The following is a 21,566-nucleotide window of genomic DNA, read 5'->3' as shown; positions in this document are numbered from 1 at the left end:
GACCGCCCATCGGGGGCAGCCTGGGGTCCTGCGGCGGGTGACTGGAGCGGGATCCAGAGGGAGTATCGGCGATGCCGTCAGCCGCTTTAGCGGGATTCCGCGACGTCCGTCGCAACTCCGTGCATTGCAGCCGGAATGCGGTAGACGATTGCCGTGTACTTCACGCCCTGCTCACGTGTTACAGGCAGTCCCCCGAGGGACTCAGCGAGGGAACGACTGGACCGGTTCTGCTCGGCCACCGGATAGCGGAACGCAGCACAGCGCAGGCGCCCTGAGGCGGCCGACCACACCGCCGCCACGGCTTCGCGACCATAGCCGTGCCCATGCATCATTTCTGCGATCCAGATGCCCAGTTCGGGTTCTGCGTCACGGGCTCGATGCAGGCCTGCCAGGCCAAGGAATACACCATCCTCGCGCCTGCGGATCACGAACGTGATGTCGGTCCCGTCGGCGATGGTGGGCAGCCACGTTCGCCAGACAGCAGCAAACGCCTCCTTCGACGGCGGCGGCTCGAAGGACATGTAGCGGGTCAGCCCGGGGGTGATTCCCGCAAATGCCTCGTCGGCGTCACCGGGCGTGAATGGCCGGAGGTGCAGCCGCGGACTGTCGATGGTCCAGTCGTCGGACGTCATGTTCTGCATTGCCTGAGCGCTGGGTACAGCATCGCTCAGCAGAAGGATGCAGCTCAAGGCAAAAAGGTTTACATGACCAATGCGGGATTCCGCGGCAGGAGAATATGACCAGCATGAAGGTCCCGCAGGATGCTCATCGACATGGAGATCGCATGTTCCCTCGCTTTGCCAGCCTTCTCTTCCTGGCCGTGTGCAGCAGCAGCGCGCTGGCCAACGACACCGCCTATCGACCGGCCTTCCACCCGGACCAGCTGAAGGGACCGCCCGCAGGGCGCCCGAACGAAGTGCTGGTGCTGGGCAGCCCGCACCTGTCCAGCCTGCCGGAGACCTTCACGCCGGCGATGCTGGAACCTCTGCTGCAGCGTCTGGAAGCCTGGCGGCCCACCACGATCGCAGTGGAGAACCTGTCCGGCCTGCAGTGTGACTTCATGCGCCGCAATCCGGCCCGCTACGCCGAGAGCGTAGCGGACTACTGCGTCGATCCGGCACCGGCGCAGGCCGCCACCGGCCTGGACGTGCCCAGCGCCAACGTGGAGATGGAACGCCTGCTTGCGGATTGGCCGAAGGCGCCAACCGCTGCCCAGCGACGCCGATTGGCCGCAGTGTTCCTGGCTGCGGGCGAGAGCAGCTCGGCAGTCGTCCAATGGCTGCGGCTGCCCAGGGAAGAGCGACGTGCCTCGGACAGCCTGACACCGGAGCTGGTGCAGTTCCTCGACACGCGCATGGCACGCCGCAACGAGGCCGGCCTGGTGGCCGGCGTCCTCGCCGCGCGCCTGGGGCTGGAGCGGCTGTGGGCGGTCGACGACCACACTGCGGATTCGCCTACACCGGAATCGCAGCAGAAGGCCTACGCTGCCGCCATACGCGGTGCCTGGGACAATTCCTTCGCCAAAGCGCGCAGGGCGGCCGATGAACGACTGGAAGCCAATCTTGCTCAACCGGATGGGTTGCTCGCGATGTATCGCGCCTACAACGCACCCGAGGCCGCGATGCTGGCCTTCAACAGCGATTTCGGCGCGACGCTCGTCGAACCCTCGCCGGAAGGCTTCGGCCGCAACTACGTGGGCTACTGGGAAACCCGCAACCTGCGCATGGTCGCCAACATGCGCGACGTGCTCGGCCAGCACCCGGGCACCCGCATGCTGACCATCGTCGGTGCCTCGCACAAGGGCTACTACGAGGCCTACCTCAATCAGATGCACGATGTGCAGCTGGTCAGTGCGGACGCAGTATTGCGTTGACGGCATAGGTGCCGGCCACCCGCCGGCACTATCCTGCAGGGCCCCATCCAGAGGTGCCTGCATGCTCAAGGTCATCGCCGAAGACTTCATCCATCCCGATGCCGTGGACACCGTGCTTCCGCTGTACCGGGAACTGGTCGCGTGCACGCAGCGCGAGCCGCTCTGCCTCGGCTATGAACTGTTCGTGGACCAGAAGGATCCCGGGCACTTCATCTTCATCGAGCAATGGCCTGACCGCGCCGCCCTGGACATCCACTGCGCCAGCGAACATTTCCAGCGACTGGTGCCGCAGATCAATGCCTTCCAGCGCGCGCCATGCCGGTTCCTGCTGATGGATGCTGCGCCTCTGTAGTGCCGGCATCAACGCGACGGTGATCCCGGCGCCTGTGCCGCCACAGCACCAGGCTGGCCGCCACCGTGCACGCCAGGGTGAGGGCCAGCAGCGCCACCACGCTCGCCTGCAGCACCGGCAACATTGCCTGGGCCAGACGGTCCTCACGCACCTCCTCCAGCCGGAGCCCGGCCGCCAGGGCCAGGCACCAGCCGACCAGAGCCGGGGCGAAGGCACGCACCGCCATCGGGTTGCAGACATTCATGGGATCACCTGTAAGAGAGGAGGTGCGCGGAGTATTTGCGCCCGCCCTCTCACAGGCTGAGATCAGCCCTCGACGACCTCGGAATCATCGCCCGGCAGCTCACTGGCCTCGCCCTGCACCTGCACGTTGTTGCGGCCCATCGCCTTGGCCCGGTAACACTGGGCATCGGCCGCGGCCACCGCCTGGTCCACGCTCATCCCTCCGGCCAGCGGCGCGATGCCGATGCTGGCCCCTACCCGCAACCGGTCCTGGTCCCACGGAATCGACAGCGACGCCAGGGTATGCAGCAGCTCGCCGCCAATGCGCGCTGCACGACGCGGCGTGCAACCGGACAGGATCACCGCGAACTCATCGCCGCCCAGCCGCGCCACCACATCCGAATCGCGCACCCCGTGACGCAGAACGCTGGCCACCGCCCAGAGCACCGCATCGCCAGCCAAATGGCCCCAGGTATCGTTGATCGGCTTGAACCGATCCAGATCGATGTACATCAGCGACGCGGCCTGGCCGGTACGTTCGACACGGGTGATCGCCTGCTGCAGATGCACCTCGAAGCCACGGCGGTTGCTCAGTTCGGTCAGCGGGTCGATCTCGGCCAGATGACGCGCCTCGCGCTGGCGGGCACGCTGCTGGGTATCGTCGCGCAGCACCCAGACCGCGCCTCGCACATGGCCCTCGTCATCGCGCAACCAGGCGCGGGTCAGGTCCACCGGCACCGTGGCGGCACCCAGGCGCAGCAGCAGGTCGGCATGCAGGTCGACCGCATTGCTGTCCGGATCCAGCAGTACCGACACGTCCAGCACCGAACCCGGCGCGTATTCGGTGGTCAGCGCCAGCACATCCTGCACCTTGTGTCCGGCCAGCGACAACGCGCCATCGCCGGCCAACGTGCGTACTGCAGCGGCATTGGCGTAATCGATACGGCCATCGAGGCTGACGCTCAGCACCAGGTCGGCCACGGCATCCAGGGTGATGCGGCTGCGCTGTTCGCTCTCGAACAGCCGCTGCTCGCTGCTGCGCTGGGCGGTGATGTCCTGGATCTGCGACACGAAATGCAACGGCTCGCCATGCTCGTTGCGCACCAGCGAGACCGACAATCGGGCCCAGATGACCTTGCCATCGCGATCGAGATAGCGCTTTTCCAGGTGGTAGTGGCTGCGACGCCCGGCCAGCAGGTCCTGCACCAGGGCCAGGTCGGTCTGCAGGTCATCAGGATGGGTGAGACGCTGGAAATCCACCTGCAGCAGTTCTTCCCGCGGATAGCCGAGGATCCGGCACAGCGCATCGTTGACGTCCAGCCATCGCCCTTCCAGTGACACCAGCGCCATGCCCAGCGCAGCCGAGGTGAACGCACCGGCGAACTTCTCCGCGGACAAGCGCGCTTCGGCCCTCGCCTGCAGGATCTCGGTGATGTCGATGGCCATCCCGACATAGCCGATGCGTACACCATCGGCTCCGTCCATGCGGCTGATCGAGAGGCGTACCTGGCGTGGCTGGCCGTCCTTGCGCAGCAGCGTCCATTGCCGCGAATAGGTCTGGCCATCGGCACGCGCACTGAGTGCCTCGAACACATCTGGCAGTTGGCCATCGGCATCGGCCAGCGGTCGCAGCCAGGCATTCAGTTCCTGCGGATCGTGGAAGGCATCCAGCCGGCGCTGGCCGACCACATCCGCCGCGCTGTAGCCCAGCAGGCGTTGCGCGCCCGTGTTGAACAGGGTGATGGTGCCATCGATATCGGTGGCGATCACCGCCACCTCGTCGGAGGCATCGACCACGGCCTGCAGGCGTTGCCGTGTTTCGGCTGCATCCTGTCGGGCCTGCTGCAGCTCGGTCACGTCGGCATGCGCGCCGGCCATCCACAATGGCTTGCCCCGCGCGTCCCATTCGAAGACGCGGCCACGGTCCTGGATCCATATCCACTGGCCATTCTTGTGGCGCATCCGCAGCAGGCACGCGTAGTTGTCGGTGCGCCCCTCGAAATGCTCGTCCAGTGCCGCGTCCGACAGCGCTATGTCATCGGGATGGACCAGCTTCAGGAAGGTCTTCTGGCAGACCGGCTCCAGCTCTTCCAGGCGGTAACCCACAATCTCGGCCCAGCGCGCGTTGACCCGCATCTCGCCATTCTGCACGTTCCATTCCCAGGTGCCCGCGGCGGTGCCATCGATGATCATCGCCAGCCGCCGACGCTCTTCGGCCAGCGCCTGCAGGCGGCGCTCCAGCAACCCGTTGCCGTTGGTGCCCTGGCCCGCCATCACCGCTGCCCCCGGCCCGCGCAGGCAGGCAGCGGCCGCAGCGCGACGCTGCAGACCTCAACGAAGACGACGGGTCCTGCTGGCGTCATGGCCCTCCCCAGCGACAGCGGGGTGGCCGGACGCCTCCCCTCAAGCGCAAGTGTGCGCAATCACGGGGAAAATCGACAAGTCCCCCGCCACGAATCAAGCGTGACGGGGAACACGGTCCTCAACTACGCTTGGCGCGGGCAAAGGCCTCGGCCAGGGCGTTGTTGGCCGGCGGCACGGACGCGGCGGGACGGCCGCCATTGCCCTGGCCCCGGTTCGGCCCGCGGTTCTGGCCGCCTGCATCCCGGCGCGGACCCTGCCCATGGCCGCGCTCATCACGCTGGCCCGGGCGGCTGGTGGCCTGCCCGGGGGTATCGTCCAGACGCCGGGTCAGGGCAATGCGCTTGCGCGCCACGTCCACCTCCAGCACCTTCACCTTGACGATGTCGCCAGCCTTGACCACGTCACGCGGGTCCTTCACGAAGGTGTCGGACAACGCCGAAATGTGGATCAGGCCGTCCTGGTGCACGCCGATATCGACGAAGGCACCGAAGGCCGCCACGTTGCTCACCACGCCTTCCAGCACCATGCCCTCGCGCAGGTCCTTGATGTCCTCCACGCCTTCGGCGAAGCGCGCAGCCTTGAACTCCGGACGCGGGTCGCGGCCCGGCTTCTCCAGTTCCTTCAGGATGTCGCGCACGGTCGGCAAGCCGAAGGTGTCATCGGTGAACTGCTCGGCCTTCAGGCCACGCAGGAAGCTGCCATCACCGATCAGCGCCTTGATCGGGCGTGCGGTGCTGGCCACGATGCGCTCGACCACCGGATAGGCTTCGGGGTGCACCGCCGAAGCATCCAGCGGCTGGTCGCCGTCGGCGATGCGCAGGAAGCCGGCGCACTGTTCGAAGGTCTTCTCGCCCAGGCGCGCGACCTTCAGCAGATCCTTGCGGCGCTTGAACGGGCCGTTCTCGTCACGATGGCGCACGATGTTCTCGGCCACCGTGGCCGACAGGCCGGACACCCGCGACAGCAGCGCGGCCGATGCGGTGTTCACGTACACGCCCACGGCATTCACGCAGTCCTCCACGCGCGCGTCCAGCGCCCGCGCCAGCCGGTACTGGTCCACATCGTGCTGGTACTGGCCGACACCGATCGCCTTGGGTTCGATCTTGACCAGTTCGGCCAGCGGGTCCTGCAGGCGACGCGCGATCGACACCGCGCCACGCAGCGACACGTCCAGCCCCGGGAACTCCTTGGCCGCGAACTCGGAGGCCGAGTACACCGAGGCGCCCGCCTCGCTGACCACGACCTTCTGCAGCTTCGGGTTGGCGGCAGCCTTGATCGCTTCGCCGGCCAGCTTGTCGGTTTCGCGGCTGGCGGTGCCGTTGCCGATCGCGATCAGTTCAACGTTGTGCTTGGCGCACAGTTGCTTGATCGTCTGCACCGACTGGTCCCACTGGCGACGTGGCTCATGCGGGTAGATGGTGTCGGTGGCCACCAGCTTGCCTGTGGCATCGACCACGGCGATCTTGCAGCCGGTGCGGATGCCCGGGTCCAGCCCAAGCACGGTCTTCGGGCCCGCCGGTGCGGCCAGCAGCAGATCCTTCAGGTTGTCGCCGAACACCGCGATGGCCTCAGCCTCGGCCTTCTCGCGAGCCTGGTTGAACAGGTCCAGCAGCAGATGGGTGTGCAGCTTGGCGCGCCAGGTCAGGCGGCAGGCGTCCAGCAGCCAGCGATCGGCGGCGCGGCCCCGGTCGGCGATGCCGGCCCTGCGCGCCACGCGGCCTTCGGCGTACTGGTGGCCGGCCTCGGCATCGCTGCCCGGGTCCAGTTCCAGGAACAGGATCTCTTCGCGGCGCGCGCGGAACAGCGCCAGCAACCGGTGCGAAGGAATCTTCGCCAGAGATTCGGCATGTTCGAAATAGTCGCGGTACTTGGCGCCTTCGGTTTCCTTGCCCTCGGCCACGCGGGCACGGATCACGCCGTTCTCTCCCAGCCAGGTGCGCAGCTCGCCGACCAGCGCGGCGTCCTCGCCCCAGCGCTCCATCAGGATCGCGCGCGCACCTTCCAGCGCGGCCTTGGTGTCGGCCACGCCCTTGTCGGTGTTGACGAAGGCGGCCGCGAAGGCCTGCGGGTCCTGCGTGGGATCGGCCAGCAGTCCATCGGCCAGCGGCTCGAGACCGGCCTCGCGGGCGATCTGGGCGCGGGTACGGCGCTTGGGCTTGTACGGCAGGTACAGGTCTTCCAGCCGGCTCTTGGTGTCGGCGGCCAGGATGTCGTTGCGCAGCTCGTCGCTGAGCTTGCCCTGCTCGCTGATGCTGGCCAGCACCGCTGCGCGACGGTCTTCGAGCTCGCGCAGGTAAGTCAGGCGCACTTCCAGGTTGCGCAGTTGGGTGTCGTCCAGGCCCCCGGTCACTTCCTTGCGGTAGCGCGCGATGAACGGAACGCTGGCGCCCTCGTCGAGCAGGCCGACGGCGGCGCGCACCTGGGCGGACTGGGCACCGATCTCGTCGGCGATGGTCTGGGCGATCTGCTGGGCGAGCGCGCTCTGGGCGTTCTTGGCGTCGTGCATTGCTTCAGGTCTGTGCCGCGGTACGGGAAGATCCCATTCTGGCAATCCACGACGGAGCCGGACAAGGCATTGACAGGGGGCGAGGTTCAGCGGCGGGGCCGGAGTGGACGCCGGCATCCTGGCGGAGAGAGGGCTCGGACTGGCCCTGGGCTGGGATGCCGGCGCGGGCGCGCGATGGTGGGCGCGCCCTGCCGCGTGTTGCGAAGGTCAGCGGTAGTGGCGGGCGGCGCGCTGCATGACGATCTCGTCACGCATGCCTTCCAGGGCCATCAGGCGGACCTTGCCGACACCCTGCAGTTCCATGAACCGCTCCGTGTAGAACTCCGGCCCCAGCGCGGTGTCGGCGCGGGATTTGCTGAAGCCGTAGGGCACCACGCCCTTCTCGCCATCCTTGCTACCACCGACATAAAGAACGATTGCCATGTGATGTATTCCTCCAAATTGCTACTGCGTACTGCACTCGATGAACGATGCTGCGAGCTCATCGAAGGAGAGCTTACTGCGTCGAACCTGACTGGAACGTCACGAAGGCTAATGACGATCGGTTGCATGCAGATGACTGCGGGATCGCAGCAGAATGCTTACGGATCTTTAACTTCCTGCTAACGAATCCGTGGCGGATTCCCGCCAACGGCGCAGCCCCTCGTGGGTGGTTTGGTTGTTCGCTGAAAGCTGGTTTCCCAGGGGCTGGCCGGGAGGGTGGGTAGTGCGGGGACGCCGTGAACCCGTCCTTGGGGGCTTGGCCGCGGCATCCATGCTGCGGACACCCCGCCCCACCCACCCTCCCGGCCGCTGACAGGTTCCTGATGCCTGCCCCCCCCCCACGGAAAAGAAAAAAGAAGATCAAAAGCAAAAACAGCTTGGCCGGCTGATTTATTGCTTCCTGTAGAGCCAAGCCAAGCCATGCCCCGCTCGCGAGCAAGCGCAGCGCGCGACCCGCTTCTGCTGTTCTATTTCTTCTCCGTGGCTGGACGCGCACGGAAACTGTCAGGGGCCGGGCGGGGTGGGTTCGCGGGACCGTTGGCGCCATGGGCCCGAGGCATGCCTCGGGCGGGTTGGGCAGGACGCCCAACCCCGGTCTTGCCGTGTGCGCAGGACTGCGCACACGAGCAAGGCGCCATCGAGCCCCCAGGGACGGGTTTACGGCGTGTCCCGCGAACCCACCCCGCCCGGCCCAATCGCATGAAACGCATTCCGCGACCACCCACGAGGGGCTGCGCCGTTGGCTGGAAACTACGGCCACCAGCCACGCCCGAACCGGGCGAAATGATCGGCCGCCCGTTCGAACGGATTGCGCGCACTCACCCCGCCGCACAGCAGGTACACCGGCAGGTACAGCGGGCCCAGCACCATGTACTGGTACACGTGCGCCCGTTCGTGATCATCCAGCCGGATCAGCGGCTCCACGCCCCACCCTGCCTGATGCGCATAGGTGCGGCAGGAAATGCCCAGGTCATGGCCGGTGTGCAGGATCACGTTCCCCAGGGTGATCGCCCCGCCTGGCCCCCACGGCCAGTGGTCGAACACCAGCGCGCAGTCACGCCCGCTCCAGCGCAATGTCGCGCCGCCGAGCATGCCGGCCAGGCCGCCGATCACGCCGAGCAGGGAATTGGGTGACGTCCACACCGCGCCCAGCACCTGCAGCGCGCGCAGCCAGATCGGCCAGGGCGTTGCTCCAGTCTTCAATCGGCCTCGTTGGGGATCAGGAGCCACAGGATCAGGTAGACCAGGATGCCAGGGAAGGCGGCGGAGGCCAGCGAAACCAGCACGTAGATCACCCGCAGCAGGGTCGCATTCCAGCCGAAGCGATGGGCAATGCCGCCCATCACGCCGGCAATCATGCGGTCGTTCAATGAGCGCGACAGCGTTTTGGGCGTGGTGTTCATGGCGGCAGCTCCGGGAAACGGACAAGGCAGTCGAACATGGCTCGACTCTACACCGCCCCCATGTCTACGGCGTGCGGTGGCGCAGGGCCTGCAGGCGTGCGCCGAACCAGGCGGCTGCGGTCTGTTCAGGCTGCCCCGGACACTGGATGCGGTAGGGTTTGCCACTCATGCTGCTCTGGCTGGCAGCGCGCTCGATGAACTGCTCGGCGCTGTCCACCATGCCCTTTTTCAGCAGGTAATCGTACTTGCGCTGCAGGTGCGCGCGCGCGTCGCTGCCGCCGTACCAGCTGCCATTGCGCTGGAAACGGCACTGGGAGCCGTCCAGGCTGGCGATCAGCTGGGCGATCTCCCGGCGTGCATCCGTACTGGGTGCGGCGTGGGCAAGTGGTGCTGTCAGCAGTGCCGCAAGAATCAACAAAATCCGGTACATCATCCCCCCAAGTCAGTCGAGCATGGCTCGACTCTACAGATCGCGCGCCTTCAACCAGCCATCGATCGTGGCCGGTACTTCGCGCTGCGCGCGGCCGGACACGTAGATACCAATATGCCCACCACGGAAACTGGACTCGGTGTAGTCGTCCGTGCCCAAACGCCCGCGCATCGCGCGCGAGGCATCCGGTGGCACCAGATGGTCCTGCTCGGCATAGATGTTCAGCACCGGCAGCGTCACCTGCGACAGATCCACCGCTTCCTCGCCGATCCGCACCGTGCCGTTCACCAGCCCATTGCCCTGGTAGAACTGCTTGATGAAATCGCGGAACGCCTCGCCCGCCAGGTCCGGTGAATCGAAGATCCACTTCTCCATGCGCAGGAAATCCTCCAGCGCGGCCTTGTCATCGAGGATGTCGAGCAGGCCGACGTACTTCTGCACGTTCAGGCGGAATGGCTTGAGCATCAGGTAACTGGCATTGATCAGGTCGGCCGGGATGTTGCCCAGCGTGTCGACCAGCAGGTCCACGTCCACCTGCCGCGCCCAATGCGAGAGCATGTTGTCAGCCGTCTGGAAGTCGACCGGGGTGACCATGGTGATCAGCTTGCCCAGCTTCTGCCGGCGCAGCGCGGCGTAGCAGAGTGCGAACACGCCGCCCTGGCAGATACCCAGCAGGTCCACCGGGCCACCACTGCGCGCACGCAGCGCATCGACCGCGCCGTCGATGTAGCGCAGCAGGTAGTCCTCCAGGGTCTGGAAGCGTTCGGACCTATCCGGGTAGCCCCAGTCCAGCACGTACACGTCCTGGCCCAGCGCCAGCAGCTTCTGCACCAGCGAACGGTCGGCCTGCAGGTCGACCATGTACGGCCGGTTGACCAGCGCGTAGACGATCAGCAGCGGTGTGCGCCGGGTCGGTGCCTGTTCGCCGACGAAGCGGTACAGCACCACCTTGCCGTCACGCCAGACTTCCTCGCGCGCGGTCACGCCATAGTCCACGTCTTCCACCTGCGGCAGCAGCTTCAGCCCTTCCATCAGCTTGCGCTGGATGGCCAGGGTTTCCTGCATCAGGTCATCGGCGTTGAAGCCCAGCGGTCCTTTCATCGGTCACGCGCCCGAGTGGACGCGCGAGACGCAGCCTTCTTCGCAGACACCTTCTTTGCAGGCGCCTTCTTCGCCGGCGCGGCCTTCTTCGCGGCTTTGCGCGCGGCCGGCTTCACCTTCGCCGGTGCCGGCTGCGACACCGGATCGACCGCGGCGGTCCCCGCCAGCACCGCCACCTGTGCCTGCAGGCGGCGAAGGCTGCGCTCCAGTTCGGCAATACGGCGATGCGCGGCGTCCATCTCGCTGCGGGTCGGCAGGCCGATACGCTCACTCATCTGTTCCACCTCGCGCTGCAGGCCGGCGCGCAGGCGCATCTGCGCGTTGCCCAGCGAGGCGTACACCTGCTGGAACGGTTCGGACATGGCGACCTTGGCGTAGGCCTCCTCGGCCACTTCGATCCACAGGTCGAACATCGCGCGGGCGCTGGTCAACTGGCTGCCGGGCTGTTCGTGCTCGGCCAGACGCTGCTCGAACAACGCGAAGGCCTCGTCCAACGCCTGCCTGATCTGATCAACGTAGGCGCGCGAATGCTGCTGGTACTCCTCCTGCGCCCGCAGCAGCGCCTGCCAGCGCGCCTGGTGCTCGCGGCCGGGGCCGAACGCCGGGCTCTGCAGCCACGGGCCCGCCTGCAGCTGGAACTGCTGCAGCCATGCGGCGAATTCGGGCACGGTGGCGCCGGCGTGGGTGCTGCCACGGGCGCCCTGCAGCATCCACTGCAGCATGCCATCGCCCTGCCCCTGCACCGCCTCGCGCCAGGCCTGGGCCACATCGGCACTGCTGGCGTCGCGGCCGGCAAATCGTGCGGCGACCTCCTGCATGGTGCCGTACCAGCTGCCCGCCTGCTCCCGGAACCGGCGCACGGCATCTTCCGGTGCGCCCTGCGCCTGCTCGGGCAACAGCTGGCCCCACCAGTCGAACAACCGCTGCCAGCTGCCGGGGTCGTCACCGGCGGGTGCGCCGGGCGTGCTCGCATGACGCAGGGCATCGCCCCAGGCGCCGAAGTACTGCCGGGCCAGGGTCTCGAAATCGCTGCTGCCGGCGTCGTGGGCCGAGCTGGTCATTGCAGGCCTCCGCTGGGCTGGCTCATGGCTTGGGGATACGCAGGGTCTTGCTGATCATCAGCGACCCGGACAGGGCGAACAACAGCACCATCGGGTGCAGCTGCCACGGGCCGATCTGCCACTGGCCGAACCAGATGTTCTGGCCGATGGCATCGGTACCGGCGGCAATCGCCAGTACGATCACCAGCACCAGGCTGGTCGGGATCGGGGTGCCCTCGAAATACGTGACCTTGCCCTCGTCGCCGGCCAGCGCCTCGGCAGTGACGTTGTAGCGTGCCAGGCGGCTGACACCGCAGCAGACGAAGTAGCTCAGCACCAGCCAGTCCCAGCCGCCCTGCATGCCGCAGGCATAGGCCAGCGCCGCCGGCGCCACGCCGAAGGAGATCACGTCCGACAGCGAGTCCAGCTCGCGGCCGAGGGTGGAGCTGGACTTGCGCCAGCGCGCGATGCGCCCGTCGAGCGCGTCGAAGATGAAGGCCAGCGGGATCAGCGCCATGCCGAACAGCAGGTAGCCGCGCTCGCCGTCCTGCAGGAAGCGCATCGCGGCAAAGACCGCACCGGTGCCGCAGAAAGCATTGGCCAGGGTGAACCAGTCGGCCAGCTGGAATTCGCGCAGCATCGAGAAGTGACGTTTCATGGGGTCTCACGGAGCATCAAGGCCCACAGGTTACCGCGAGCGCCGCCGCTGGCGACAGCGCTGGCAGGCCCCGCCTTCACCGCTCCCTCACCTGCCCTCACCGACGGTGAATTTTTCGCCACCCATCTTGACAGCCTAGGGGGGTGGCGCCTGTCGCGGCTTATCCACAAAGTTGCCCACGCGTAATCCACACCCCCTGTGGACAACCAGATCTCACCGACTGCGACGCTGGACATTTCCTCATCACCCGGAAGCGGGGTTTCCCTACTTCCCAAGCCACAAGGTCGGCGCTATGGTCACCGGCGGACCCGCCGCCGCCACGTCCGAAACTCTGCAACGGACGATGATGATGCTGGATGCTCCCACCCTGGCCGCACAGCTGCGGCAGCCCCACGGCGAGGCCGCGCTGGCAGTGGCCGACTCGATGAACCGCAGCAACGGCGCACTCAACCTGGCCGCAATCGGGCTGCTGGCCGTCGGCGCCGGCGAACGGGTCCTGGAGGTCGGCCCGGGCAATGCGGCCTTCGCGCCACTGATGCTGCAGGCCACCGGCAGCCACTATCTGGGCATCGAGCTGTCCACGGCCATGGTCGAGGCCGGCAACCAGCGGCTGGCCGACGCCGGGGTTGCCGAACGTGCGGCGATGCGACACGGCGACGCCCATGGACTGCCGGTCGCCGATGCCGCGATGGATGCCGCGCTGGCGGTCAACACCCTGTACTTCTGGCCGAACCTGGCCCCGGTGCTGGACGAACTGGCGCGGGTGCTGCGCCGGGGCGGCCGCCTGTGCCTGGCCTTCGGCGATGCCAGCTTCATGCGCAGCCTGCCATTCGCCGCCGACTTCCAGCTGCATGAGCTGGACGCGGTGGAGCTGGCCCTGCGCGTGTCCGGCTTCCGCGTCTCGGCCTGGCGCAGCCATCGCGAATCCGCGGCCGGCAATGACGGCCAGACCCGAGAGAAGCACTTCCACCTGCTGCTGGCACAGCGGCACTGAAGTGGTAGTGCTGGCCGCTGGCCGGCTGCTCCGGCCATTGCGGATTGCCGGCCAGCGGCCGGCACTACCCAGCCTGCACCCGGCGCCGCCAATGCGCGAAACAGAACACCTGCATCACCAGCATGGCCAGCAACCCCAGCGGCCATGCCCACCACAGCCCGGCCAGACCGTGCCGGGATTGCAGCCACATCGCCAACGGCAGCTCCAGCAGCAACACGGCAGCCATGCCCAGCAACGCCGGCAACAGCACCGTGCCGCTGCCGCGCATCACTCCGACCAGCACCGCACTGCCTCCCATCGCCAGCACGCCCCACACCACGGTGCGCAACTGCAACGCGGCCAGTTCGCGCACGTCGGTCGCCGCCAGGATCAGGCCGGTCAGCCAGGGCGCCAGCGCCACAACCAGCACCACCACCCCGCTCAGCATCGCCAGTCCAAGCAGCACGCCTGTGCGTGCGATGGCCGGCAGCCGTGCCGTACGCCCCGCGCCCATCGCATGCGCCGCGAGGATGGTGGCAGTGATGCCCAGCGACATCGCCGGCAGCTGCACCCAGCTCATCAACTGGTTGACCGCACCGTAGGCGGCCGTGGCCGTGTAGCCATAGCGGTTGATCCAGCCCAGCAGCACGATTTCGGCAATGGCCAGGCTGAGCATCTGCAACGAAGACGGTATGCCGATGCGCAGCATCGAACGGATCAGCGCTCCATCAAAGCGGATGGCTTGCAGCAACTCATGCCCCGGGGCCAACGGGTGCCCCATCCGCTGCCACCGCCACATCAGCCAGGCCAGGGCCAGCAGCGAGGCGAGCGCCGCCGAGACTGCCGCACTGGCCGCGCCCAGCTGCGGCAGGCCGGCCCAGCCCAGGATCAGCAGCGGCGTGCACAGCAGGCCGACCACTGTGGCCAGCAGCAGCGCATGCAGCGGCGTTCTGGCATCGCCCACCGCACGGCTCACCGCAGTGGCCAGCCACAGCAGGAAGAACACCGGTACCGCCAGCAGCAGGACACGGGCATAGACGATGGATTCGCCGAGGATCGGCGCCGGCGTACCGAGTGCCACCAGCAGCTCTGGAGCGAAACCGCCGCCCACTGCCATCACCAGCACTGACAACAGCAGGATCAGTGCCACCGCACTGCCGGCCACCGCGCGAGCCTGTTGCGGCCGGCCCGCGCCCCAGGCCTGGCCGATCAGCACCATCGCACCGGTCGCCAGACCCATTACCAGGGCCAGCAGCAGGAAGAAGACAGGGAAGAACGCTGCGGCGGCGGCCACCGCCTGCGTACCCAGCAGATGGCCGAGGTAGATGTTGTCCAGCGTGCCTGCGGCCAGCTGCAATGCATTGGTCAGCAGCATCGGCAGCAGCAGGTTCAGATAGGTGTGCCAGAGGGGCGGCGCGACCGGGGGGATGGGATGTGCGGGGGTGTCCATGGGGTTCTCTGGGCAAGGCGCTGCCCTGCCCGGCGTTTCCGCCAGCAAAGCAAGCAAAGGGGAGCGGGCGGCCGTGGCCCGCGATCAGGTGGCGCCGCCGCTCAGCAACGGCGCAGTGGCTCAGCCGTCTGCGTGGTCCGAAGAATCATCGAAGGCCAGGCGCAGGGCGTGATTGCGCACATCCTCGGGCCAGCTGCGCAAGGCCATTTCCAGGCCTGCCCGGTCGTGCGCGAACAGCACACGGATGGCCTCCTCGAAACCCGGGAGGTCTCCGGCGATGGTCTGCAGGAAGTGATAGGCACGCTCGCTGTGGCGGCGCCGCCGGTCCTTGTCGGCACCAGCACGGCTGGCCGCCTCCACCAGCTTGCGCAGCACTACCGAGGCCCCGCCGGGCTGCTCGGCCAGCCACGCCCAGTGGCGGGGCAGCAGGGTCACTTCGCGTGCGACCACGCCCAGCTTGGGGCGGCCGCGGCCACGCGGAGTTGCCGGCGCCTCTTCGGCAGTAGCGTCGGCATCCGCCTCGACGGCGGCGGGAAAGGCTTCGACGACCCGCGCCAGCAGTTCTGCGTCACTGCCGCGCGTATCGAAATCACGGGTGCGGCCGGTAGCGTTGTCGAACACAAGCAGCGGACCGGCAGCGTTGCCGGCACGCAGCTGCTTCAGCGCAAGCGCTGCCACTTCCGGTGTACCGGAAGCGACCAGGCGGTGGCCGTCGAAGCAACTGAAGGGAGGGAGTCGGGACGCAGGCATGGCAATGGCATCGGAGGTGATGCGCGAATATTGCCCGGGTAATTTTCATTCGTCAATATTGCCCGGGTGTTAATGAACCGGAAGAGCGTGCCAACCAAGGTTGGCACCCACCTGGAAGGTTGATCCCCACTCGAAAGATCGCCCCCCTCCCGATTCGCCGGTTTACAGCCGGCTGTAGGACCAGCTGACCATGCGGCCGTCCTGGTACGGCATCACGCCGTGGAAGGGGCGCGGGTCGGCGTCGAACACCAGCGGCAGGAAGTTGCGGTCGCCCTCCCACATCGGCAGCGTGTCCAGCTTGTCCAGGTCCACCCACTCCAGCGTGCCTTCATGGTTGCCGCCGTGCGGGGTGCCTTCGAAACTGTCGATGACGAACACGAAGCCCAGCCAGTCCTCGCCGTGCTTGCCGAAACCCGGCCAGCTGATGGTGCCGCGCAGGCGCATGCCGGTGCAGTCGATGCCGGCTTCCTCGGCGATCTCGCGGCGCATGCCTGCCGCAACGTCTTCGGTTGGTTCGATCTTGCCGCCCAGCCCGTTGTACTTGCCCAGGTGGTGGTCACCGGGCCGGGTGTTGCGGTGGATCATCAGCACCTGGCGACGATCGGGCGACAGCACGTAGCCCAGGGTGGCGACGATCGGGGTGTACGGCATGGGCAGCATCCAGCGGCAGGTCAGCCGTGGATTATGGCCGATCAGCGCACCAGCGACAGGCGGCGTTCGGCAGGCGCACCGGCGCCATCGGGGTCACGGCGCAGCGTGGCGACGCCATGGCCGCGCTCGGCCAGGTATTCCAGCCACTTGCCGAGGAAGGTGTTCATCCGCATGCGATGGCTGATCAGTTCCGCCGGTGGCGGATACAGGCCCATGGTGTCCTGCCAGCGGCGGCCGACGTAGCAATGGGTGGTCTCGGCCTGGCGCGCATCACGGTACAGGCGGACGTAGGCCGACGGGTCCGGCTCACCGGTGACCGGGTCGGCCAGGTCGTAGGTCAGGCGCAGTTCCACCGTGTAGCGGTGGCATTCGATCACGTCCAGGCGCACATCCAGGCCGTCACCGATCGAGGAGATGTAGCTGCCCGCGACCAGTCCCGCCGGCTCGAACAGGCGTACCAGATGACGGTAGTTTTCCGCGTACAGGCCCATGAGCCAGCTCAACCGGCTCAGGCGGGGAATGCGTTCGGTACGGGGCAAGGCTCGGGCCATGGGTCGATCCTACACGTTGGTGCTTCAACGTGGGGGCGTACATGCGCAAGCCAAGCCCTGGGTTAGTGCCGGCCGCTGGCCGGCAGCGCAATATCGCGGCCGAGGGTCCATCGATCAGCCGGCCAGCGGCCGGCTCTACCGGCTCTACCGGAATCAATACAGCTCGCGCTGCAGCCCCAGCGTGGCCAGCACCTTGCTGGAAATCTCCTCGATCGAGGTGTGGGTGGTGCTCAGCGTCGGGATCCGCTCCATCTGGAACATCACCTCGGCCGCGGCCACCTCGCGTTTGCAGGTCTCCAGGTTGGCGTAGCGCGAGTTCGGGCGGCGCTCCTGGCGGATCTGCTGCAGGCGGTCCGGGTCGATGGTCAGGCCGAACAGCTTGCGCCGGTAATTGCGCAGGCGTGGCGGCAGGCGATCGCTTTCCAGGTCCTCGTCGGTCAGCGGGTAGTTGGCCGCACGCACGCCGTAATGCAGGGCCAGGTAGATGCAGGTGGGCGTCTTGCCGGCGCGCGACACCGCCACCAGGATCACGTCGGCATCGTCGTAGTTCACCGCGATACCGTCATCGTGGGTCAGGGCGAAGTTCATCGCGTTGATGCGGCGGTGGTAGGTGTCGAAGTCGACCATGCCGTGGGCCTGGCCGACCCGGGCCAGGCGCGGGCTGGCCAGTTCACGCTCCAGCGGCTCGATGAACGGCGCGAACACATCCAGCATCAGCGCCCCGCTGTCGGCCAGGATCAGGCTCAGGCTCTGGTCCACGCAGGAGTTCACCACGATCGGCCGGACCTGGTACCGCTCCCCTGCCGCCTGGATCCTGGCACAGGCTTCACGCGCTTTTTCGGGGTCGTCGACAAACGACATGCGGTCGGTAATGAAGCTGAACCCGGAGAACTGGGTGAGCAGGCTATGCCCAATGGTTTCAGCGGTGATACCGGTTCCATCGGAAACGTAGAACACCGGGCGGATGGTCGACATGCGCGCTTTTACCCCCTACGAAGCTTAAAAAGGCCGCCAGCACAAGCTTGTGCCGACAGTGGTCTGCCCGGCATCATATCGGCTTCTTCCTACGGACGCGGCCACTCAGCCCGCCTCGGGCGATGGCCAAACGGAGCATCGCGCTTGAACGAGAACATCCTGTGGTTGCACGAACTGCGTCTGGCCGATCTGGCCCGCGTAGGCGGCAAGAATTCGTCCCTGGGCGAGATGATCGGCAACCTGGCCGGTCTGGGCGTTTCGGTGCCGGGCGGTTATGCCACCACCGCTGAAGCCTTCAAGGACTTCATCGCGCACAACGACCTGTCCAAGCGCATCTTCGACAAGCTGGCCACGCTGGACGTCGAGGACGTCAACGCGCTGACCGCCGCCGGCAAGGAAATCCGCAGCTGGGTGATCGATGCGCCGCTGCAGCCGCAGCTGGACCAGGACATCCGCACCGCCTACGCCAAGCTGAGCGCCGAAAACGGCGGCGGCGACGTGGCCGTGGCCGTGCGTTCGTCGGCCACCGCCGAGGATCTGCCGGATGCCTCCTTCGCCGGCCAGCAGGAGACCTTCCTCAACGTCACCGGTGCCGACGATGTCGTGCACAAGGTCAAGGAAGTGTTCGCCTCGCTGTACAACGACCGTGCCATCGCCTACCGCGTCCACCACGGCTTCAAGCATGAGGACGTGTTCCTGTCCGCCGGCGTGCAGCTGATGGTGCGTTCGGGCGTCGGTTCCTCCGGCGTGCTGTTCACCCTGGACACCGAGTCCGGCTTCCGCGACGTGGTGTTCGTCACCTCTTCGTTCGGCCTGGGCGAAATGGTCGTGCAGGGTGCGGTCAATCCGGACGAGTACTACGTCTACAAGCCCACCCTGCAGGCCGGCAAGCCGGCGATCCTGCGCCGCTCGCTCGGCAGCAAGGCGATCCGCATGGTGTATTCGGATGTCCCGGGTGAGCGCGTCAGGATCGAGGACACTCCGGTCGAACTGCGCAACACCTTCTCGATCAGCGACGAGGACGTGCAGGAACTGTCCAAGCAGGCGCTGGTCATCGAAAAGCACTACGGCCGCCCGATGGACATTGAGTGGGCCAAGGACGGTGTCAGCGGCAAGCTGTTCATCGTGCAGGCGCGCCCGGAAACGGTGAAGTCGCGCAGCCACGCCACCCAGATCGAGCGCTTCGCGCTGACCGAAAAGGGCGGCAACGTGCTGGCCGAAGGCCGCGCCGTCGGCGCCAAGATCGGTTCGGGCGTGGCCCGCGTGGTCAAGACGCTGGACGACATGAACCGCGTTCAGCCGGGCGACGTGCTGATCGCCGACATGACTGACCCGGACTGGGAACCGGTGATGAAGCGCGCTTCGGCCATCGTCACCAATCGTGGTGGCCGCACCTGCCACGCCGCGATCATCGCGCGCGAGCTGGGCGTGCCCGCCGTGGTCGGTTCGGGCAACGCCACCAAGGTCATCGAAGATGGCCAGCTGGTCACCGTCAGCTGCGCTGAAGGCGATACCGGCTTCATCTACGAAGGCAAGCTCGGCTTCGAGCGCACCACCACCGATCTGGGCAACATGCCGCCGGCCCCGCTGAAGATCATGATGAACGTGGCCAACCCGGAACGTGCCTTCGACTTCGGCCAGCTGCCGAACGCCGGCATCGGCCTGGCCCGCCTGGAAATGATCATCGCCAGCCACATCGGCATCCACCCGAACGCGCTGCTGGAATACGACCGCCAGGACGCGGCGACCAAGAAGAAGATCGACGAGAAGATCGCCGGCTACGGTGATCCGGTCAGCTTCTACGTCGACCGCCTGGCTGAAGGCATCGCCACCCTCACCGCCTCGGTTGCACCGAACCCGGTGATCGTGCGCCTGTCGGACTTCAAGTCCAACGAGTACGCCAACCTGATCGGCGGCAGCAACTACGAGCCGCACGAAGAGAACCCGATGATCGGCTTCCGCGGCGCCAGCCGTTACGTCGACCCGAGCTTCTCGGCCGCCTTCGCGCTGGAGTGCAAGGCCGTGCTGCGCGTGCGCAACGAAATGGGCCTGGACAACCTGTGGGTCATGATTCCGTTCGTGCGCACCCTGGAAGAAGGCCGCAAGGTCGTCGAGGTGCTGGAACAGAACGGCCTGAAGCAGGGCGAGAACGGCCTGAAGATCATCATGATGTGCGAAGTGCCGTCCAACGCACTGCTCGCCGATGAGTTCCTGGAGATCTTCGACGGCTTCTCGATCGGCTCCAACGACCTGACCCAGCTGAGCCTGGGCCTGGACCGCGACTCTTCGATCGTTGCGCACCTGTTCGACGAGCGGAACCCGGCAGTGAAGAAGCTGCTGTCGATGGCGATCAAGGCAGCACGTGCCAAGGGCAAGTACGTTGGCATCTGCGGCCAGGGTCCGTCCGATCACCCGGATCTGGCCGAATGGCTGATGCAGGAAGGCATCGAGTCGGTGTCGCTGAACCCGGACACCGTGGTCGATACCTGGCTGCGCCTGGCCAAGCTGAAGGCCAACGGCTGATGCCGTGATGGCTACAGGCTGACGTCGTGTTCATCGGCGTCGGCCGATACTGCTGCTGCATGCAAGCCCCGCCTCTGCGGGGCTTCGTGTTTCTGGCGTGCACGCACGCCCTGCCCCACGCAGACACCGTTTCTCAGCAAAGGACTTCCGCATGATCGCCGCAGCAGCACCCGCCGCCCCCGCCGCAACGCCCTGGTTCCACTCGCTCGACTGGGAACGCCTGCTGGAAACCTACGGCGTGCCGTTGCTGGCCGCGATCGTGGTGCTGCTGGTGGGCCTGTGGGTGGCACGTCGCTTGTCCAATGCAATGCCGCGCGCCACTGCGCGCATGGGTGTGGACCCGATGCTGGGCAGCTTCCTTCGCAATGTGGTGTACGCCGCCTCACTGGTGATCGTCGTGGTGCTGGCCATCGGCACGCTGGGCGTGCAGATCACCCCGCTGCTGGCCGTGCTCGGCACCGCTGGCCTGGCGGTCGGTCTGGCATTGAAGGATTCGCTGTCCAACATCGCCTCGGGCGTGATGCTGGTGACGCTGCGTCCGTTCCGCGTGGGCGATGTGGTCACCGTGGCCGGCCAGACCGGCACGGTGCGCGAAGTGCGCATCTTCCAGACCGTGCTAACCGGCGCTGACAACCAGCACACCACCATTCCGAACACGCTGATCACCGCCGCGCCGATCATCAACCTCACCGCCGAGCCGACACGCCGCGTCGAACTGGTGATCGGCATCGGCTACGAGGACAACATCCAGCTGGCACGCGACACCGCGCTGGCGCTGATGAAGGCCGACCCGCGCGTGCTGCAGACCCCCGCACCGGACGTGGTGGTCTACGAGCTGGGCGCACACGCCATCAACCTCGGCATCCGCTGCTACGTGAAGTCGGCCGACTGGTTTGGTACCAAGGTCACGCTGCTGGAGCAGCTGAAGCTGGGCTATGACAAGGCCGGCATCAACATCCCGTACCCGCAGCAGGACATGCACCTGTACCTGCATGGCAAGGATGGCGGCGTGGTTGAAGCCGACGCGCTGGTGCGCGACAAGCCGTGATCCGGCAGTGGAATGCCGGCCAGCGGCCGGCACTACCGCCTGACTGAAATGCCGGCCAGCGGCCGGCACTACCCCCCTCGCCGCCTGACTGAAATGCCGGCCAGCGGCCGGCACTACCCCTCGCCGCCTGACTGAAATGCCGGCCAGCGGCCGGCACTACCCCTCGCCGCCTGACTGAAATGCCGGCCAGCGGCCGGCACTACCCCTCGCCGC

Annotated in this window: 21 protein-coding genes; 5 read left to right on the top strand and 16 right to left on the bottom strand. The window is 66.9% G+C overall.

The window, feature by feature from the left end; genetic code table 11:
* Positions 1-86: 86 nt before the first annotated feature.
* On the bottom strand, positions 87-632 hold the full coding sequence (locus tag AC5P8Y_RS18290; RefSeq protein ID WP_181453473.1) for a GNAT family N-acetyltransferase: 546 nt from the start codon (positions 630-632) through the stop codon (positions 87-89).
* Positions 633-784: 152 nt separating this feature from the next.
* On the opposite strand from AC5P8Y_RS18290, the gene AC5P8Y_RS18285 reads away from it, so the two are divergent.
* A complete protein-coding gene (locus AC5P8Y_RS18285; protein ID WP_164227520.1) occupies positions 785-1,873 on the top strand; it encodes a DUF5694 domain-containing protein in 1,089 nt (362 codons plus the stop codon).
* A gap of 61 nt (positions 1,874-1,934) precedes the next feature.
* The gene (locus AC5P8Y_RS18280) at positions 1,935-2,225 is read left to right on the top strand and encodes a putative quinol monooxygenase (protein WP_024957815.1); all 291 of its coding nucleotides are present in this window, start codon (positions 1,935-1,937) and stop codon (positions 2,223-2,225) included.
* On the opposite strand, the gene AC5P8Y_RS18275 is transcribed toward AC5P8Y_RS18280, so the two are convergent.
* The 10 genes from AC5P8Y_RS18275 to AC5P8Y_RS18230 form a co-directional block, all read right to left on the bottom strand.
* Complete coding sequence (locus tag AC5P8Y_RS18275; protein ID WP_012480609.1) at positions 2,167-2,469, bottom strand: hypothetical protein; 303 nt, start codon at positions 2,467-2,469, stop codon at positions 2,167-2,169. The two genes, AC5P8Y_RS18280 and AC5P8Y_RS18275, sit on opposite strands and share 59 nt — an antisense overlap.
* A 62-nt stretch (positions 2,470-2,531) precedes the next feature.
* On the bottom strand, positions 2,532-4,721 hold the full coding sequence (locus AC5P8Y_RS18270) for a PAS domain S-box protein (RefSeq protein ID WP_164227519.1): 2,190 nt from the start codon (positions 4,719-4,721) through the stop codon (positions 2,532-2,534).
* A 208-nt stretch (positions 4,722-4,929) separates the two neighbouring features.
* Positions 4,930-7,317, bottom strand: coding sequence for a Tex family protein (locus AC5P8Y_RS18265; protein ID WP_164133419.1), 2,388 nt, complete (start codon positions 7,315-7,317; stop codon positions 4,930-4,932).
* Between the two features lie 207 nt (positions 7,318-7,524).
* Positions 7,525-7,740 (bottom strand): hypothetical protein, encoded by a 216-nt coding sequence (locus tag AC5P8Y_RS18260; RefSeq protein WP_005410085.1) that lies wholly within the window; start codon positions 7,738-7,740, stop codon positions 7,525-7,527.
* Between the two features lie 810 nt (positions 7,741-8,550).
* The gene (locus AC5P8Y_RS18255) at positions 8,551-9,003 is read right to left on the bottom strand and encodes a hypothetical protein (protein ID WP_033833143.1); all 453 of its coding nucleotides are present in this window, start codon (positions 9,001-9,003) and stop codon (positions 8,551-8,553) included.
* A complete protein-coding gene (locus AC5P8Y_RS18250) occupies positions 9,000-9,203 on the bottom strand; it encodes a PspC domain-containing protein (RefSeq protein WP_005410087.1) in 204 nt (67 codons plus the stop codon). The genes AC5P8Y_RS18255 and AC5P8Y_RS18250 overlap by 4 nt, the downstream gene beginning before the upstream one ends.
* A gap of 64 nt (positions 9,204-9,267) precedes the next feature.
* Entirely contained in the window at positions 9,268-9,636 is a 369-nt protein-coding gene (locus tag AC5P8Y_RS18245) for a YfeK family protein (RefSeq protein WP_111150702.1), read from the bottom strand.
* A 30-nt stretch (positions 9,637-9,666) separates the two neighbouring features.
* A complete protein-coding gene (gene phaC, locus AC5P8Y_RS18240) occupies positions 9,667-10,734 on the bottom strand; it encodes a class III poly(R)-hydroxyalkanoic acid synthase subunit PhaC (RefSeq protein WP_111172468.1) in 1,068 nt (355 codons plus the stop codon).
* Positions 10,731-11,795: a class III poly(R)-hydroxyalkanoic acid synthase subunit PhaE gene (gene phaE / locus AC5P8Y_RS18235; RefSeq protein WP_088436214.1), complete on the bottom strand. Its 1,065-nt coding sequence runs from the start codon at positions 11,793-11,795 to the stop codon at positions 10,731-10,733. Before phaE ends, phaC begins: the two co-directional genes overlap by 4 nt.
* Positions 11,796-11,817: 22 nt before the next feature.
* Entirely contained in the window at positions 11,818-12,432 is a 615-nt protein-coding gene (locus tag AC5P8Y_RS18230) for a CDP-alcohol phosphatidyltransferase family protein (RefSeq protein WP_014647547.1), read from the bottom strand.
* A gap of 343 nt (positions 12,433-12,775) precedes the next feature.
* Between AC5P8Y_RS18230 and AC5P8Y_RS18225 the strand changes: the two genes are divergently transcribed.
* Positions 12,776-13,426, top strand: a complete 651-nt coding sequence (locus AC5P8Y_RS18225) for a class I SAM-dependent methyltransferase (protein WP_049402530.1) — start codon at positions 12,776-12,778, stop codon at positions 13,424-13,426.
* A gap of 64 nt (positions 13,427-13,490) precedes the next feature.
* Here the strand turns inward: AC5P8Y_RS18225 and AC5P8Y_RS18220 are convergent, their stop codons facing one another.
* The 5 genes from AC5P8Y_RS18220 to ppsR form a co-directional block, all read right to left on the bottom strand.
* Entirely contained in the window at positions 13,491-14,855 is a 1,365-nt protein-coding gene (locus tag AC5P8Y_RS18220; protein ID WP_049402529.1) for an MATE family efflux transporter, read from the bottom strand.
* Between the two features lie 120 nt (positions 14,856-14,975).
* Entirely contained in the window at positions 14,976-15,605 is a 630-nt protein-coding gene (locus AC5P8Y_RS18215) for a DUF2239 family protein (RefSeq protein WP_049402528.1), read from the bottom strand.
* Positions 15,606-15,767: 162 nt separating this feature from the next.
* Positions 15,768-16,256, bottom strand: a complete 489-nt coding sequence (locus AC5P8Y_RS18210; protein WP_005413820.1) for an NUDIX hydrolase — start codon at positions 16,254-16,256, stop codon at positions 15,768-15,770.
* Positions 16,257-16,297: 41 nt separating this feature from the next.
* Positions 16,298-16,807 (bottom strand): DUF1249 domain-containing protein, encoded by a 510-nt coding sequence (locus tag AC5P8Y_RS18205; protein ID WP_033833151.1) that lies wholly within the window; start codon positions 16,805-16,807, stop codon positions 16,298-16,300.
* 153 nt (positions 16,808-16,960) lie between these two features.
* Entirely contained in the window at positions 16,961-17,782 is an 822-nt protein-coding gene (gene ppsR, locus AC5P8Y_RS18200; protein ID WP_005410097.1) for a posphoenolpyruvate synthetase regulatory kinase/phosphorylase PpsR, read from the bottom strand.
* Positions 17,783-17,926: 144 nt separating this feature from the next.
* Here ppsR and ppsA point away from each other — a divergent pair, with 144 nt between their 5' ends.
* Both ppsA and AC5P8Y_RS18190 read left to right on the top strand, forming a co-directional pair.
* On the top strand, positions 17,927-20,305 hold the full coding sequence (gene ppsA, locus AC5P8Y_RS18195; protein WP_005410098.1) for a phosphoenolpyruvate synthase: 2,379 nt from the start codon (positions 17,927-17,929) through the stop codon (positions 20,303-20,305).
* A gap of 151 nt (positions 20,306-20,456) precedes the next feature.
* The gene (locus AC5P8Y_RS18190; protein WP_005410099.1) at positions 20,457-21,353 is read left to right on the top strand and encodes a mechanosensitive ion channel family protein; all 897 of its coding nucleotides are present in this window, start codon (positions 20,457-20,459) and stop codon (positions 21,351-21,353) included.
* Positions 21,354-21,566 lie beyond the last annotated feature (213 nt).

The organism is Stenotrophomonas sp. YJH_SMC_12-1 (assembly GCF_059370935.1).
This window is presented reverse-complemented; position numbering and strand designations above follow the sequence as displayed.

Coding starts and splice junctions, on each gene's coding strand:
- AC5P8Y_RS18290 (WP_181453473.1), bottom strand. CDS start 632: ATGACGTCCGACGACTGGACCATCGACAGTCCGCGGCTGCACCTCCGG.
- AC5P8Y_RS18285 (WP_164227520.1), top strand. CDS start 785: ATGTTCCCTCGCTTTGCCAGCCTTCTCTTCCTGGCCGTGTGCAGCAGC.
- AC5P8Y_RS18280 (WP_024957815.1), top strand. CDS start 1,935: ATGCTCAAGGTCATCGCCGAAGACTTCATCCATCCCGATGCCGTGGAC.
- AC5P8Y_RS18275 (WP_012480609.1), bottom strand. CDS start 2,469: ATGAATGTCTGCAACCCGATGGCGGTGCGTGCCTTCGCCCCGGCTCTG.
- AC5P8Y_RS18270 (WP_164227519.1), bottom strand. CDS start 4,721: ATGGCGGGCCAGGGCACCAACGGCAACGGGTTGCTGGAGCGCCGCCTG.
- AC5P8Y_RS18265 (WP_164133419.1), bottom strand. CDS start 7,317: ATGCACGACGCCAAGAACGCCCAGAGCGCGCTCGCCCAGCAGATCGCC.
- AC5P8Y_RS18260 (WP_005410085.1), bottom strand. CDS start 7,740: ATGGCAATCGTTCTTTATGTCGGTGGTAGCAAGGATGGCGAGAAGGGC.
- AC5P8Y_RS18250 (WP_005410087.1), bottom strand. CDS start 9,203: ATGAACACCACGCCCAAAACGCTGTCGCGCTCATTGAACGACCGCATG.
- AC5P8Y_RS18245 (WP_111150702.1), bottom strand. CDS start 9,636: ATGATGTACCGGATTTTGTTGATTCTTGCGGCACTGCTGACAGCACCA.
- phaC (WP_111172468.1), bottom strand. CDS start 10,734: ATGAAAGGACCGCTGGGCTTCAACGCCGATGACCTGATGCAGGAAACC.
- phaE (WP_088436214.1), bottom strand. CDS start 11,795: ATGACCAGCTCGGCCCACGACGCCGGCAGCAGCGATTTCGAGACCCTG.
- AC5P8Y_RS18230 (WP_014647547.1), bottom strand. CDS start 12,432: ATGAAACGTCACTTCTCGATGCTGCGCGAATTCCAGCTGGCCGACTGG.
- AC5P8Y_RS18225 (WP_049402530.1), top strand. CDS start 12,776: ATGATGATGCTGGATGCTCCCACCCTGGCCGCACAGCTGCGGCAGCCC.
- AC5P8Y_RS18220 (WP_049402529.1), bottom strand. CDS start 14,855: ATGGACACCCCCGCACATCCCATCCCCCCGGTCGCGCCGCCCCTCTGG.
- AC5P8Y_RS18215 (WP_049402528.1), bottom strand. CDS start 15,605: ATGCCTGCGTCCCGACTCCCTCCCTTCAGTTGCTTCGACGGCCACCGC.
- AC5P8Y_RS18210 (WP_005413820.1), bottom strand. CDS start 16,256: ATGCCGTACACCCCGATCGTCGCCACCCTGGGCTACGTGCTGTCGCCC.
- AC5P8Y_RS18205 (WP_033833151.1), bottom strand. CDS start 16,807: ATGGCCCGAGCCTTGCCCCGTACCGAACGCATTCCCCGCCTGAGCCGG.
- ppsR (WP_005410097.1), bottom strand. CDS start 17,782: ATGTCGACCATCCGCCCGGTGTTCTACGTTTCCGATGGAACCGGTATC.
- AC5P8Y_RS18190 (WP_005410099.1), top strand. CDS start 20,457: ATGATCGCCGCAGCAGCACCCGCCGCCCCCGCCGCAACGCCCTGGTTC.